22 protein-coding genes are annotated in these 12341 nt (G+C 68.2%); 2 read left to right on the top strand and 20 right to left on the bottom strand.

What is annotated here, in order from left to right:
- Positions 1-24: 24 nt before the first annotated feature.
- From ACFOGJ_RS09090 to ACFOGJ_RS09010, 17 genes are all read right to left on the bottom strand, one after another.
- Positions 25-1191: a tyrosine-type recombinase/integrase gene (locus ACFOGJ_RS09090; RefSeq protein ID WP_379899549.1), complete on the bottom strand. Its 1167-nt coding sequence runs from the start codon at positions 1189-1191 to the stop codon at positions 25-27.
- Positions 1188-1442, bottom strand: coding sequence for a helix-turn-helix transcriptional regulator (locus ACFOGJ_RS09085; protein ID WP_379899548.1), 255 nt, complete (start codon positions 1440-1442; stop codon positions 1188-1190). The genes ACFOGJ_RS09090 and ACFOGJ_RS09085 overlap by 4 nt, the downstream gene beginning before the upstream one ends.
- A 25-nt stretch (positions 1443-1467) precedes the next feature.
- A complete protein-coding gene (locus ACFOGJ_RS09080) occupies positions 1468-1638 on the bottom strand; it encodes a hypothetical protein (protein WP_379899547.1) in 171 nt (56 codons plus the stop codon).
- Entirely contained in the window at positions 1635-2729 is a 1095-nt protein-coding gene (locus ACFOGJ_RS09075) for a DUF5131 family protein (protein WP_379899546.1), read from the bottom strand. Before ACFOGJ_RS09075 ends, ACFOGJ_RS09080 begins: the two co-directional genes overlap by 4 nt.
- Complete coding sequence (locus ACFOGJ_RS09070) at positions 2722-3261, bottom strand: hypothetical protein (RefSeq protein ID WP_379899545.1); 540 nt, start codon at positions 3259-3261, stop codon at positions 2722-2724. The genes ACFOGJ_RS09075 and ACFOGJ_RS09070 overlap by 8 nt, the downstream gene beginning before the upstream one ends.
- The gene (locus ACFOGJ_RS09065) at positions 3225-3866 is read right to left on the bottom strand and encodes a DUF1643 domain-containing protein (protein WP_379899544.1); all 642 of its coding nucleotides are present in this window, start codon (positions 3864-3866) and stop codon (positions 3225-3227) included. The genes ACFOGJ_RS09070 and ACFOGJ_RS09065 overlap by 37 nt, the downstream gene beginning before the upstream one ends.
- A complete protein-coding gene (locus ACFOGJ_RS09060) occupies positions 3866-4510 on the bottom strand; it encodes a hypothetical protein (RefSeq protein WP_379899543.1) in 645 nt (214 codons plus the stop codon). The genes ACFOGJ_RS09065 and ACFOGJ_RS09060 overlap by 1 nt, the downstream gene beginning before the upstream one ends.
- Positions 4510-5556 (bottom strand): exonuclease domain-containing protein, encoded by a 1047-nt coding sequence (locus tag ACFOGJ_RS09055; protein WP_379899542.1) that lies wholly within the window; start codon positions 5554-5556, stop codon positions 4510-4512. The genes ACFOGJ_RS09060 and ACFOGJ_RS09055 overlap by 1 nt, the downstream gene beginning before the upstream one ends.
- Positions 5556-6524: a recombinase RecT gene (locus ACFOGJ_RS09050; RefSeq protein WP_379899541.1), complete on the bottom strand. Its 969-nt coding sequence runs from the start codon at positions 6522-6524 to the stop codon at positions 5556-5558. The genes ACFOGJ_RS09055 and ACFOGJ_RS09050 overlap by 1 nt, the downstream gene beginning before the upstream one ends.
- A complete protein-coding gene (locus ACFOGJ_RS09045) occupies positions 6521-7513 on the bottom strand; it encodes a hypothetical protein (RefSeq protein ID WP_379899540.1) in 993 nt (330 codons plus the stop codon). The genes ACFOGJ_RS09050 and ACFOGJ_RS09045 overlap by 4 nt, the downstream gene beginning before the upstream one ends.
- A gap of 203 nt (positions 7514-7716) precedes the next feature.
- Positions 7717-8190, bottom strand: coding sequence for an HNH endonuclease (locus ACFOGJ_RS09040; RefSeq protein ID WP_379899539.1), 474 nt, complete (start codon positions 8188-8190; stop codon positions 7717-7719).
- The gene (locus ACFOGJ_RS09035) at positions 8187-8420 is read right to left on the bottom strand and encodes a hypothetical protein (RefSeq protein ID WP_379899538.1); all 234 of its coding nucleotides are present in this window, start codon (positions 8418-8420) and stop codon (positions 8187-8189) included. Before ACFOGJ_RS09035 ends, ACFOGJ_RS09040 begins: the two co-directional genes overlap by 4 nt.
- Positions 8421-8666: 246 nt before the next feature.
- Positions 8667-9254: a hypothetical protein gene (locus ACFOGJ_RS09030; protein WP_379899537.1), complete on the bottom strand. Its 588-nt coding sequence runs from the start codon at positions 9252-9254 to the stop codon at positions 8667-8669.
- On the bottom strand, positions 9251-9427 hold the full coding sequence (locus ACFOGJ_RS09025) for a hypothetical protein (protein WP_379899536.1): 177 nt from the start codon (positions 9425-9427) through the stop codon (positions 9251-9253). The genes ACFOGJ_RS09030 and ACFOGJ_RS09025 overlap by 4 nt, the downstream gene beginning before the upstream one ends.
- Positions 9424-9840, bottom strand: coding sequence for a hypothetical protein (locus tag ACFOGJ_RS09020; protein WP_379899535.1), 417 nt, complete (start codon positions 9838-9840; stop codon positions 9424-9426). The genes ACFOGJ_RS09025 and ACFOGJ_RS09020 overlap by 4 nt, the downstream gene beginning before the upstream one ends.
- On the bottom strand, positions 9837-10055 hold the full coding sequence (locus ACFOGJ_RS09015; protein WP_379899534.1) for a hypothetical protein: 219 nt from the start codon (positions 10053-10055) through the stop codon (positions 9837-9839). Before ACFOGJ_RS09015 ends, ACFOGJ_RS09020 begins: the two co-directional genes overlap by 4 nt.
- On the bottom strand, positions 10055-10327 hold the full coding sequence (locus ACFOGJ_RS09010; protein ID WP_379899533.1) for a hypothetical protein: 273 nt from the start codon (positions 10325-10327) through the stop codon (positions 10055-10057). Before ACFOGJ_RS09010 ends, ACFOGJ_RS09015 begins: the two co-directional genes overlap by 1 nt.
- A gap of 159 nt (positions 10328-10486) precedes the next feature.
- On the opposite strand from ACFOGJ_RS09010, the gene ACFOGJ_RS09005 reads away from it, so the two are divergent.
- Entirely contained in the window at positions 10487-10699 is a 213-nt protein-coding gene (locus ACFOGJ_RS09005) for a hypothetical protein (protein WP_379899532.1), read from the top strand.
- On the opposite strand, the gene ACFOGJ_RS09000 is transcribed toward ACFOGJ_RS09005, so the two are convergent.
- From ACFOGJ_RS09000 to ACFOGJ_RS08990, 3 genes are read right to left on the bottom strand one after another with little or no spacing between them, the layout of a single operon-like run.
- Positions 10696-11004, bottom strand: a complete 309-nt coding sequence (locus tag ACFOGJ_RS09000; RefSeq protein WP_379899531.1) for a hypothetical protein — start codon at positions 11002-11004, stop codon at positions 10696-10698. The genes ACFOGJ_RS09005 and ACFOGJ_RS09000 overlap by 4 nt on opposite strands.
- A complete protein-coding gene (locus ACFOGJ_RS08995) occupies positions 10994-11320 on the bottom strand; it encodes a hypothetical protein (protein WP_379899530.1) in 327 nt (108 codons plus the stop codon). The genes ACFOGJ_RS09000 and ACFOGJ_RS08995 overlap by 11 nt, the downstream gene beginning before the upstream one ends.
- Positions 11317-11964, bottom strand: a complete 648-nt coding sequence (locus ACFOGJ_RS08990) for an XRE family transcriptional regulator (protein ID WP_379899529.1) — start codon at positions 11962-11964, stop codon at positions 11317-11319. Before ACFOGJ_RS08990 ends, ACFOGJ_RS08995 begins: the two co-directional genes overlap by 4 nt.
- 58 nt (positions 11965-12022) lie before the next feature.
- Between ACFOGJ_RS08990 and ACFOGJ_RS08985 the strand changes: the two genes are divergently transcribed.
- Positions 12023-12286, top strand: coding sequence for a helix-turn-helix domain-containing protein (locus ACFOGJ_RS08985; RefSeq protein WP_379899528.1), 264 nt, complete (start codon positions 12023-12025; stop codon positions 12284-12286).
- Positions 12287-12341: the final 55 nt, after the last annotated feature.

The raw sequence follows: 12341 nt of genomic DNA, 5'->3' as shown, positions 1-12341 counted from the left end.
CCGCCCCTGGGCACCACCGCCTTTCTAGGCGGTTGATTTTACATTGTTTTTCGCGCTGATTGTCTCACCCGGGGCGCACTCCTCGACAGGTGAGACAATTTCGTTCCCGTCCTGGTCCAGCTGCAGACGGAAAAGCCGCATGCCCTCGTCGGCCAAGACGGCTTGGCGTGCGGCCTCGGTATACCGTTCCGCCTGCTTGATCGACCGCCAGCCGTAGATGGCCTGCAGCTGCTTCGTCGTCGCTCCAAGCTCCGCCAGGATGGTGGCGCCGGCCTTGCGCAGCCCGTGTGCAGAGCATTGCGGCAGGCCGGCCGCGTCGCACTGCCTCCTGAACCAGTTGCCGAATCCCGCGCTGCTGTAGGGCGCGCCGTGCTGGGTCGCGAGGTAGGTCAGGTGGCCGGACGGGCAGGCGTCGATGCTGCGCTGCAGGGGCGGCAGGATCGGCAGGATCCGCTGCTTCACGATCCTGGTGTTGCCCTTCGTCTCGCTGAAGTGCAGGCGGCCGGCCCGTGCCATCTGGGGGCCGAGCCGGACCGCGTCGGAGCGCCTGGCGCCAGTGAACAGCAGCAGATCGGCGGCCAGCCGTGGCTTCGTGCCGAGCGGGTGCCGCTGATAGAACTGCGCCACTTCCGCGATCGTCCAGGTGTGGAAGCCATCGGGGTTGTTCGGGCGCAGGTAGGGCACCCGGGCGGCCGGGTTGTCGCGCGCCAGGCCGACGGTGTCGTCGCAGGCCCACCGGAACAGCTGGCGCAGCGCCTTCACCTTGGCGTTGCCGGCCTCCGGGTGCTCGACATGGGGGTCGCGGAAGAACTCCCGGATGTGGCGGGGCTCCAGTCGGGCATAGGGCTTGTCGCCCTTGGCCTCGGTGATCCTGTCGAGGATGCCGCGCCGGACATATCGGGTGCGCTCCCCCAGCTGCAGGAAGTCCGTCGACTGCAGATACCGCTCGACGAGCCAGCGCAGCGTTTGCGGTGCCGCCGGCGGCTTCTGCGCCGGTCGGGCGTCAGCCGTTCCGGCCGTCCCGGCGATAGCCGCCTGATAGGCTGCCAGGAACTCCGGCGTGCCGGGCGTCTCACGAATCCGCACGCGCTTGCGCCCGGGCACGCGGACATAGAGCCGCGGATTGCCGTGGCGATCGATATCGGGCAGGAGGTAGCGCAGCTTGACCTTCACCCCGGGCGCCTCCGTCATGGGTCGGGGTCATCCCAGGGGTTCGGGGCGCCGCCGTCAAGGTCACCACCGGGCAGCTGCAGGAATGCCGCTTCGAGCAGCGGCCGGGGCCATAGCCGGCGCCGGCCGATCTCGCGTGGCGGAGGCATGCGACCGTCGCCGACCATCTCGTCGAAAGTCGTCACGCCGACACCGAGATAGGTCGCGGCCTGGGTGCGGTCCAGCCCGAACGGCCAGTCGGGCAGGCGCTCTATGGGCAGGCGGGCGGTCATCCTGCTTTGGCGGCGCGGGGCATGGTCAGTCTCGGAACCACAGTGCGGCGATGCCGACGTTGAATGCACCGGCGGCCAGCAGCGTGAAGGAATCTTCTGCCGTCATGCCGGCGAACTTGACCCCAGCCCATGCGATGGCGATGCAGGCGAGACCCAATGTTCCGTGGAGGCGGCGAAAGAACGTGTCGCTCGTCATCTGTTCGCACCCTCCTGGTGGGTGGCGGGTATCTGGTCCCAGACCTGTCCGTCGAGCATGCGGCCGGCGCGCCTTTTGCCGACGCGAACGGCCTCGGCCTCTCGGTCATAGGGGCAATGGTCATAGGCGCCGAAGCCTGGACCGCCGCCACCCGGAAGGTTTCGAAGGTCACGAACGCCGATCCACTCGCCATGCTGCTTCAGGAAGAATGCGACGCCGGCAGCCGTGCACTGATCCCGAAGGCTGTCGAACCCGCCGTCGGGTGGCGGACGGGCGCCGCCTCCGCTCTCGCCGCCGGCAATCACCCAGTCCAGGGTCGGGGTGTCGGGGTGCTGATGAACGGCGTTCGCCTCGCATCGCGGGCACACAGAGCCGAAATCCTGCTTGCCGCAGCGACAGCAGAACTCGCCGGCATTGGTGCCAATCCAGCCGCAAGCGTGGCACACGTCCTCCGGCGGCGCTGTCCCTGAGCGCCAGCCACATTCTTCGGCGCACTCGTAGCAGCCCGGCAGCCATGGCCGCAGATCTATCGGCCCGAGCAGCGGCTCGCACGACAGGCCGACCCACGGGATCCGCAGCCGTTCCTTCAGCGCCAGCAGGCGCGGCACGTCGCGGGCGGCCTCCGGCTGGTTGACCACCGTGATCATCAGGCCGGCATGCTGCGGCCATTCCGTGCGCCCGATTGCGTCGAGCCGCTTCTCGACGGCGCTGACCCGCTTGGTAAGGATCTGGAGCGCCAGGCGGTCGCAGGCCTCGATCGTCTCCCATGCCTCCCGGAACCAGTCGAGCGGCACCTCAAGGTCGAACATGTCCGACATCGACTGCAGGAAAACGCGGCGGCGGAGCGTCGGATTGATCTTGCCGATGGCGTGATCCGCTGCCCACCAGGAGTAACCGTTGTCGAGGCGGTGCAGGGTCTGCACAGCGCTCTTGATCTTGCGCCGGGGCACGCCCTGGCCCCAATGCGCGCCGCCGGCACGGCGGTCCCATGCCTCGGCATAGCAGCCGTCGCATCCCGGCCCGACCTTGGTGCAGCCCCACCAGAAATTGACCGTCGCATCGGTCCATTCGATCTTGGTGTCGTCAGCCATCGGCGCCTTCCATCATCGGTGCCGCTGCTGTCGAGAACGTCGCCCCGGGCTCGAAGCGTCGCCACTCGATAAGCACGCCATCCCAGACCGCGCCGTTCGGGAAGGGCCCATCCGGCTTGCCGAACTCGGGCGGCACGTTGTGCCTAAGCCAGAAGGCGCGCATCTCAGCCCAGGACGCGAAGCCGTCGGACACGGCGAACAGATCGAGCCAGTCGGCCCGGTGCTGCACGGCCATCGCCCCGGTGGTGGCGGCGAGGTCCACGAAATCCAGGGCGGGATCGAGGGCATGCAGAGCGACCTCGATCGCTCGGACGCGGAAGGCCTTCGCCCGGCCGACCAGCCGGCAATGCCGAGTCCGCATGCCGACATAGAGCTGCAGCTGCTCACCGGGCCGCGCATGCCGGCTGCGGCCGATCCGCGGCGCCCGGATGGTCTGCTGCTTCCGGCCGGACAGGATGGGATCCACGAACTGGCGCTGGAACGAGTAGGCCACCATTAGCTTGCGCCCCCCTCTGCCGCGCGGTTCAGCCACGGCGTTGGATCCCATGGTTGCAGCGGTGCATCGTTCGGGATTCGGTGGCGGCCGCGGGCAAGGGTGTGCTTCGGGCTGCCGTCGGCGGTGACACCGAGGCAGAGCATGTCGATGCCCGCTTCGGCGAATGCTTCGACCAGGTTGCGGCCATGCGGCAACAGGACCGGTGGCAGCCGGCCAAAGGCCATCACGACCAGCTTCGCGACGCGGGCGGTGTTGACCTTGCGACGGAGGGAACCGGGCGCCACCAACGGCACGGGCGCGCTGCGCAACGCGCGCGGATCAGTGGCGCGATAGTCGCCGACATTGATCTTCCAGTAGGCGCCGACCGGCCATTGCTCCGTGAACGCGAGCTCGCGCCGGATGGTGGGATCGTCGACCTCGGCTTCCGCCGTCGAGGGGTTCATGCCGACCCAGAGCGCGTATGGCGCATATGGCGCCGTCTCCCTGTCGCGGATCAGCCGCAGCCGATAGCAATCGCCGGGCCCTGCGAAGGTGGCGGCGCCGCGATAGCCCGGCAGCAGCGGCCAGCAGGCCTTGCCGCCGGCGTCGTGGCTGGGCGCATTCTCCCCGCCGTCGACGAGATCGCCCGGAACGTCACGCATCAGGCTTTCTCGGCCAGGGTTGAGGCGATGGCCTCGCGCACTCGCGCCGTCTCGGCCTTCAGGATCTCATCCTGCTTCGCCTTCAGTGCGGCCCGGACCTCGCGGATAGCCTCGTTGGTGGCCTTCTCGACCTCTTGCTTGAAACGATCCAACAGCAGCCGCTCGACTATCCGCTCGATACGCGGCCTGCCGTCGCTCGCCCAACCGTCTGTGGTCGGATTGCCCTCGCGGTTCACCCGCTGCGACAGGAACTCCCGACCGCACAGGCCGACGAACTCCCGCATGGAGACCGGCTCTTTGCTAGACGGGGCGGTGATCGGCTGCTCTAGGATTTCGGTGGTCACCGGGGCGAGCGTGTCGTCGATCTTCTGCGACACCAGGTCGATGCACCGGGCTTCGATCCGCTTCGCGAGGTCGGTGTCGCTGCGCCGGCCGACGATCTGCCGTGCCGCGGCCTCGACGATCAGTTCTTCCATGTCGGACAGGGTCCAGGACTTCATCTGCACGAAGAACTCGACCTTTTCGCGGGTCGGCTGTTCCGTGGCCTCCATGTGCTCCCGCGTGTAGCCGTCCTCATCCTCCGAAATGTCGGCGGTGTCGATGATGCTGTTCATGGCTTCGGTCTCCTGGTTGTCGCCGCTCATCAGGCCCACCGCTCCTGGTTCGACAGGCCGCGGAACTCCGGGGCCGTGACGGAGCATTCCGCGGCCAGCCATTCGGCCTCGGCCTGCATCTCGGTGCCGAGCGGCGCGTCATCGGACGGGGCCGGGCCGAGCATGTCGCGGAACCAGACGCGATATCCGGGATCCCAGCGGTACCCGCGCAGCCGCAGCCGGTCTTTGGTGTGGAAGGGCGAGCCCCAGGCGAAGACGCGGACCGTGCCGGCATTCCAGGAGCGCAGCAGCTCTGCGAAGCCGGTTGTGGTGGGGTGGGGATCGAACGGCGTCTCCGGGGGCTCGCCGGTCAGGACGGGCACGGCCAGGGTGTGCAGGAGCGCCTGCACGTCGGCCTCGGCACCGTGCGCGCCCTCGAAATAGAAGCCCTGCCAGTTGGCGAGGGCCTGCAGGTTGTGGCTGTGGGCGCCGAAGTCGCGCCACCCGATATCGCGGTCGCTGCACGCCCAATCCAGATCCGCCATCCAGGGCCAGAGGTTGATGCACATTGCCCGGTCGAAACGCGCGTTGTGCGCGACCACCAGGTCGACGCCATCGAAGACCTTCCGCAGCGCCGCTTCGTCGATCGCCTGACCTGCCAAGGCCTCGGTGCTGATGCCGGTGACCTTGGCCGCGCCCTCGGACATCGGAACGCCGGGCTCGCGGCGGCCGACAAAAGCCGGCTGCTGGTGGCTTGCGAGTGCCGCCGGACAGCTGTCTTTCGGGTCGAGCGGCTCCACGATCGTGACCGGCCGAGCCGCGATCTCCACCACCTCGTCATGGTCGGGGTCCAGTCCGGTCGTCTCGGTGTCGACCACGACCAGATTGACAGTGTTCACCGGGGCGGTTGGCCGCCTGGCGTAGCTGACCGTTTCATGTAGCTGGTGCTCATCGATCCGGCGGAGGACCCTATGGCGCCCGCGCTTCTTCAGCATGCCGCTGGCGATCGATTCCCAGTAGTCCAGCAGGTAGGACTCGAGAGTTTCAGCGGCGGGTTGATCGGTCATGGTGTCCCCCTGGATCTGGTTGCCGTGCATCAGACGCTCGCTCCCTTCTCGGAGGCGATGCCCCGCAGTTCTTCGAACAGCTCCGGCTCTGCCCGATCGAGCCGATCGAGCATTGCGGCGTTCTGGCGCCAGAGTTCGGAGACAGCCTTGGCGGCGCTCTGCGCCTCCAGGACACCCTTGAACCGCTCGTGCCAGGCCTCGCCCGTCGCCAGCACGCTCTGCGTCCCGCGCAACGGCTGGAACGGCCAGGGCTCCGGGTCGCCATCGCCGGCCGCGACCTCGGCGGCTCCGTCCGACTCTGGGAAATCGCCCGGGAAGTCGTCGGCGGGTTCGGGCTCGTCGTCGGCCGGTGGGGGCGACGGAGGCGGGGCGACCGCGGCCCGCGGGCGCGGCGGCTCGCTCGTTTCCAGCTCCTGCGGCGTCACGTCCCGCATGGAATCGTCGTAGCCCAGCTCCTCCGCCACATAGAGCCCGCCGAGCACGTCCGCAAAGCCGTCGCGCAGGGCAAAGCTGCGGGCGCGCATCTGCAGCATGCGCCGCGGATACTCCGTCCAGGGCCCGTTCTTGCCCCAGAGCTTCGCCCGCTTCGCGTCGCCGACGGAGAACTGCCCGACGATCGGTTCGTCCTCGTCGCGGCGCTTCGCCTTGCAGAAGGCGGTGTAGTCGTCGCCCTTGCCTTCGGTCCACTCCCGGACGTACTCGCAGGCGCCGGAGGCCCGCACCAGGCCCATGGCAGCATCGCCCCAGATGGTCGGGCGGCCGTTGATGACGGCGATCCGCTGGATGGCCTGCAGCGGCTTCAATCCGACTTCCATCCCCTGCATGATCGCGATGAGGCATTTTTCCGGGCTGTTCATGTCCCGCGGCGCCATCCCGGCCTTCACGACTGCGGAGGCGAGGCGGTAGGCATCCTCCATCGTCTGGGGAACGATGGCGCGGACGCTGCCGCCGGCGGCCAGTTCGCGGCGCGCCGGCAGGTTCTCGACAGGGGCGTTCATGCGACCTTCCTTTCCTCGCTGACCTCGACGCCGTCGATGGTGTGCCCGGCGGCCACGGCGCGCTGTGCCAGTCTGGAGATCAGGTCGCGCAGTTCGGGATGGGTGCGCATCGCCATGTAGGCCTTGTCCTGGTCGACCACGGTCGCGACCTTGATGACCTTCACCGACGCGGCCCGGCCGTAGCCGCCCTTGATGGTGGTCTGCACCGGGGCCGGCTCGGGCTCCGGCGGGACGTAGACACTCTGAACCTCCATCGCCGGCCCGCTGTTCGGCTCCGCCGCCTTGCGCGCCTCCTCCTCGGCTTTCCGGCGAGCCTCCTCGGCCTCGCGCCGGGCCTTCTCCGCGGCTCGCGCCTTCGCCGTCTCGTAGGCGCTCAGGTTCTTGGCGAGCGTGTCGGCGTGGGCCTTGGCATCCTTGACGATCGGCTGCCACTTCGCATCGACGGCCTTCCCGGCTTCCAGGTGCGGCGCCTTCTCCGCCGTCCGCAGCTTGTCGGCCTCGCGGCTCAGTTCGTTCAGCCTGGCGCGCAGGCTCTGCGCCGCGGCGGCGTGTTCGTCGTCGGCGATGGTCGCGTACTTCGGCACGCCCGCGGCGGCAGCGTCGATCTGCTCGCGGATCGCTGCGGCATCGTCGGCCGGCGGGGGCTGATTGTGGCCGGCGGTTGGCGGTGCCGCGGCGTTGTCCATGTCGGGCCAGCCGTGGCCCTCGAAAGCGCGGCGGTAGACCTTCTCGGTGACGGGGTTCTGCGCGACGAAGGTCCAGGCCTCCGCGGCGTCGATGCGCCGGGCGTCGTCGCCCACACCGGACAGGCACACCGCCTCGCGGCCGCCGTCGACGCCTGTCGCCCACCAGATGGCGACGGGCACATAGGTGCTGTCCTTCCGGCGCTGCCGATAGAACCCGGCCTGCGGGTCGCTGTCGTGGATCTTCGGCGCCTTGCCAGCCAGGGCGTCGCGCCACCAGCTGTAATCGTCTGCTGTCGTCGTCATGTCGGCCTCACAGGGTTGCGGTGGCAGCGGCCACCAGGATCACCAGCGCCCAAGCGGCGCCGATCAAAGCCGCCAGGGCGGCGAGGTTGAAAAGGAAGCGCCGGATCACCGGATCACCCATTCGCCGGGGCGCAGGTCCAGCGACAGCGCCGCGACCAGCAGAACCAGCGCGATCACGATCAGGGCGTTGCGGAGGATCAGCTTCATGGCTGCGCACTCCGCAGTTCGTCGCGCAGCCGCATCTTGGCGACGGCGTTCATGTGCCCGGCCTTGCGGTTGCACTGCTCGTGCGCCAGGCCGAGGTTGTTCTGATGGTTGGTCCCGCCGGCGCCGATCGGCACGATGTGCTCGACGGTCATGTCGTCGTCAGGCATCGGCCGGCCGCACAGGCAGCATTCGTTGCCGTCGCGGGCCAACAGCGTTTCGATCAATCGGGCCTTCTCGCCGCCGTAGTAGCGACGCCTGTTGAACCCGGCCGTCCACTTCCTGCCAGCCTTGAAGGCATCGAAGGCGTCCGACGCCTCGCCGGTGAAGGACCGCCGCCCCTTGTTGTTCTGGTAGATCACCGAGACGGACCGGGACGAACGGAAGCGCAGAACCTCATAGGGGTTCGTCGGGGCCAGGATCTCGGCACCGCGGTCGGTCAGCCACGTCTTGAACTCGTCGACGTCCTTCATTCCGCAGCCCTCCGCTCCACCGCCGGGCCGCCGGCCTGCGCCTCAGTCCATGCCGCCGCCCGCTTCGCCAGCCTGTCGGCGATAAGCGCCAGGCTCGCCGCGTCGTGCCGAGAGACCGCAAACGCTGCGTCGCAAAGCAGTTCGTTCGCCTGGGTCGCGTGCATCCGGTCGGCGGTGTCGTTGACGACGCGGGCGGCTACCTGGCCGAGGGTCTTGCAGTCCCCGGTCATGCGCGGGGCTCCCGGTCGAGGGCGGCGAACATCGGCAGCTCCAGCCGTGGCGCATCGAGGCATTCGACCCGCAGACCGCGCCCGGCCTCTTTCGCCGCCGCCAGCATCAACGCCAGCCCAGCGGACAACGGGGAGCCGGCCAAGGCCGCAACCCGGCGCCGCCTCGCCATCAGCCGCGGGAACGTCTGCGGCCCTTTGCAGACCTTCCGCTTGCGCCTTGCAGCCAGCTTGCGGCTGCGGATCTGGTCAGCCTTTCGCATCGGCCCGCCTCCCTATTGCGGTGAGTGCGGCTTCCGTGGCGCTGATCTCGCTTTCGAACTCACTCCACGGCGACGGATCGCCGTTCAGGTGCATGCCGTAGATGCCCTGGCTGTCTCCGACGATGGCAAGCCATGCCTCGCACGCCGCCGCCAGCCCCTCGACCTGCGCGCGGAGGGCGACGACCTCATCCGGCCGATCTGCTTCCGCCTTGAAGTCGGGCAGCAGCTCGGGGAACCCCTGGGGCCGCTTGGCCGGGGCGGGGGCATCGGTGTCGGTTGGCGGCCGCCAGCCCGCGGCGATCAGCACGCCGACGATGACGCCGCGGGTGTGCGCGTCGTGCGCCTGCAGGGTTGCAAGCGCCTGCTCGATCCGAGCCGCTGTTTCGGTCGGCGTCGGCAACGCCGGCTCCACTGCGGTGGTGTCGGTGCGCTGCGCCGCGTCTGCCAGCAACGCCTTGTCCATGATCTCGTTGAGGCGCTGCCGCCCGGTGAAGCTGTAGTGCAGGATCTGGCGGTCCCGGCCGAACTCCTTGCGGATTGCCAGCACCAGGCCCTGCAGGTTGGTCTCGCTCATGCCGCGTCCTCCGGCCCCAGATCTTCGCCATGGACCGGACAGAACGCCGGGCCGGGGCACTGGCCGGGCCAATCTGGATACCCGCAAAGGCAGCTGCGACGGCGGGACATGGCGCGGCGGAAGTCGATGGCCTCGCGGCGCTCGTCTTCGTCGATCTCGCGTTCGTAGGTCATGCCGCGTCACCCGACAGGGCGGCGGCCTCGTCATCGCCTTCCGGTCGGTAGCCGAACCGCTCGTCGGCCTCGCCTTCCAGGATGCGGAAGATCGCCTCATGCTCGCCGCTGCGCAGGTAGCTGCGAACGACCGGCCACAGCGTTTCGCTGGCGTAGAGGCTGGTGCCGTCGTGCCAGCAGCGACCGCCGGTCAGCGGGCAGTTCACATGCGACGGCGCATGGTCCCGCATGTAGTCGGGCGGGCTGCAATAGTGGATCTCCAGCCCGCAGGCGTATTCCCCGTCGTTGTGGCTGTACGGCCCGCTTGCGTGGAAGTGGATAGCGCCGTCCGGGCCAACCAGTTCCCAATGATGCCGCTCGCTGCCGAAAGGTTTCGTCCAGGTGTACTTGTGGTGCCGGTATCGGTTGCTCACGCCGCGTCCCTCCCTGTGCTGTCGATCTGTTCCGCCGCCCGCTCCCGCTGCGCCGCCCATGCGACGTGCATCAGCTTGCGGGCCGCCTCTTTCAGCGCCGCCGGGTCGTAGACCGGCAGCACGTCGTCGGGGCCGAACTCGGCGAGCATGTGCATGGCGCCGTAGAGGTCTTCCGCGTCCCGGCTCAGGTCGGCCAGCTGATCGCGGGCGCCCATCACTCCGCCGCCTCTGCCAGCACCGGCGCCGCAAGCGCCGCGTCGATCGCATCCGCCACCGCCGCGCGCTGTGCCGGCTCCATCGCGAAGTCCAGCAGCAGCCGGCGGGCCGGGCGGATCCTGATGTGCATCGCCCGGATGCCGACGGCCGACCGCAGCCGCGCCGCGTCTTCCGCCGCCGTCGCCCGGTCGATCTCGTAGGAGGCGCCGGACGGGCTGCGGATGCTCAGGTGGCCGCTCGAGGCCGGGGCGATCTGGTAGGGGCTGGGCATCGGGGGTCTCGCTAGTACCGTTTCGGTTCGTTGAGAGAGATATAACCATAACGGTACATATACGCAAGGGCAGAAAGTGCGAAAACGGTACTTTCTGAGGTAGGGCACGGCGGCAGCCAGGCGCTTGCCCAGCCGCCGGCCAGGTCAGAAGATGCAGCGATGCAGGAAGATGACTGGATCAGGCCGCCGGCGCCGGGCGCGCGCTATCGGTGGCGGGAGCGGCGGCACGGGCAGGTGATGGTGTGCGAATGGCTGGGTGTCTGGCACAACCCGGCGCGCAGGACGCATCATGCGCTCTGGCGGCTGCCGAGCGGGGATGAGCGGTTCGCGGAGGCCCTGGACGGGCTGGCGGAGATGCTGGGGGAGGCTTAGGGCGTCGGGCCCCAAACGGTCACGGCGATCGCGATCACCCCGATTGTGGCGGCGAACAGCGCCAGGCCGATGCCGATGCCAGCGAGAGACCAGTTGGCCACTTCTCGCGAGCTGGCCTTGTCGCCGAGCTTGTCCTCGATGCGGGTCAGAGCGTCCTTGATGTCGCGCACGTCGTCGCGGACATGCTCCATGTGGGCTTCAAGTGCAGCGACGCGTTCCATGTCGTTATATGTGCCGCCAGGGCCGCCAGTGCGCAAGGGTTGGTCGCGGAAGATGCGATCGGGAGGAAACTGGTCAACCGTCATTGCCAGAAGCCTCCATTCGGAGCCGTTTGGCACGATCGAGCAGTGCTCTCAGATGGAAAAACATCCCGTATCCGCAATTGCGGCAGAAAATCGGTACGACAACATGGCCCTTTCCGAAATACGGGGACCCAGTGTCCGCATTAATCGACGGTAAAAAGGTGACAGAAACGTCGCCGTTGTCTTCTTGGCTCAGGCTCAAGTCTTTTGAATGACAGGACGGGCACCCATCGACGAGCATCCGGCTGTCGTCTAGCGCTTCCTCGATATCCTTGCGCTGGATCACGTAGCGAGTAATTGGTGTTTCGTCCCCGCTCACAGCCGCCTCATCAGCCCGATCACCCGGCCGGCGATGCGAACCTCTTCGGCCGGCAGCTCGTATGGCTCATAGTCGTGGTTCTTGCTGCGGATGCGGAGCATCACGGGATCGCGCGTACCCATGATCCGCTCTACCTGCTTGATGACGGTTCCGCCGCCGTCCCATAGGACGAAGACGCCAGGCGGCGAGGGGTTGGTGTCACCGGCATCGATCACGACCTTGTCGCCGCTGAACAGCATCGGCTCCATGCTGTCGCCCCAGACCTCCACGACCACACAGGCGCCGGTTGCGCGGCGCATCCAGCGGGCGGGGATGCCCCAGCGCTCGATCTCCGCTTCCTCGACAGCCAGGGCACCGAAGCCAGCCGACACCCGAACGTCGTAGCCGGAGAGGATCCGCAGCCCGTCCTCAAGGTCGACGATCGGCGGCTGGTCCGGCTCCACCGGCCGTTCCTGCGGCTTCTCCAGGATCTCGCAGACCGGAACCCGCAGAACGCGCGCGGCATCGCGGATATGGCGCTCCCGCAGCTCCAGCTTGCCGCGCTCCAGGCGCGACAAGGTCTGCGGTTCCATGTCCATCTTCGCCGCCACGTCGTCTAGCGTGCGGTCCTGTGCCAGCCGGATCTCGCGAATTCGGTTCGCCATCCCGGCATCGTGCCGCGTGCGTGCCAGTCCGGTAAGGTGGGATTTCGGTACATCCACCTTGCCAGAACGTACCGATACGGTTATATCGGTCATCATGAGGCTCGCAGACTTTCTGAAACGGGAAGGCATTTCGGGCGCCGAATTCGCCAGGCGGATCGGCGTGAAGCACCCGACCGTGTCCCGGTATCTCGACGGGCAGCGAATTCCGCGCCCGGAGCAGATGCAGCGCATCCACGAGGTGACCAACGGCGAGGTCGGCCCCGCGGATTTCTACTCCACCCAACCGGCCGCACCGCCGGCGATGCAGCCGGCAGCCGAGTAACTCCCATGCCCGCCCCCGTCGTTGCCACACGCAATGACATGGCAGGCGGTGCGGC

It is taken from the genome of Marinibaculum pumilum (assembly GCF_042646425.1).
Classification (GTDB): Bacteria; Pseudomonadota; Alphaproteobacteria; order Ferrovibrionales; family Ferrovibrionaceae; genus Marinibaculum; species Marinibaculum pumilum.
Note: the sequence above shows the minus strand (reverse complement) of the source record. Positions and strands in the feature narration are given on the sequence as shown.